Source organism: Caballeronia sordidicola (assembly GCF_000729995.1).
Taxonomy (GTDB): Bacteria; Pseudomonadota; Gammaproteobacteria; order Burkholderiales; family Burkholderiaceae; genus Caballeronia; species Caballeronia sordidicola_A.
Window position 1 is genome coordinate 1 of sequence record NZ_JNFG01000115.1, and the last position, 481, is coordinate 481.

Below are 481 nucleotides of genomic sequence, written 5' to 3' on the forward strand. Positions count from 1 at the left end.
AAACCGGAAACGACAACACGATCGACGAGGAGGTGAACTCGACTACGCCAGCAGCATTGACAGCCTGAAAGAGGAGATCACGCAGTGCCCGTCCTCACACCACGTATGTGGACTTGACCCCTGTGCTTGCCATCACGCGAGACTGTCTGTCTCACCTTTCAGTGCCTCTGATGCTCCTATGGTGTCAAATCGGGGACTGTCCCTTAATCGGCGTTTGGCCTCTTCAACCAGGGCGTCAGATGAGGGTGCAGGGGCCAGCCGTCACAGTCCCGCCGAGATCGATGAAGGTCTCGTCACCCGGCCGAGGGGCGTCGTGAAATGAACCGATGGATAGCTTCGTTGGCGTGGTCCTGAAACGTGGGGTTGGCCAAATCGGGCAAGAAATCCTCCTGGTTGAACAAAGGCCCCGTAAGCGTGTTTGCCGCGCTGGCGTAGAACACGCCGCTGGACAGGGTCGGGTCGGTGACGCCGTCGACGAGCC

The 481-nt window shown here is 59.3% G+C and carries 1 protein-coding gene; it reads right to left on the reverse strand.

The features are described from left to right. Positions 1 to 293: 293 nt before the first annotated feature. A partial coding sequence (locus tag FH08_RS53685) for a hypothetical protein (protein ID WP_035567978.1) occupies positions 294 to 481 on the reverse strand: 188 nt, incomplete at its 5' end.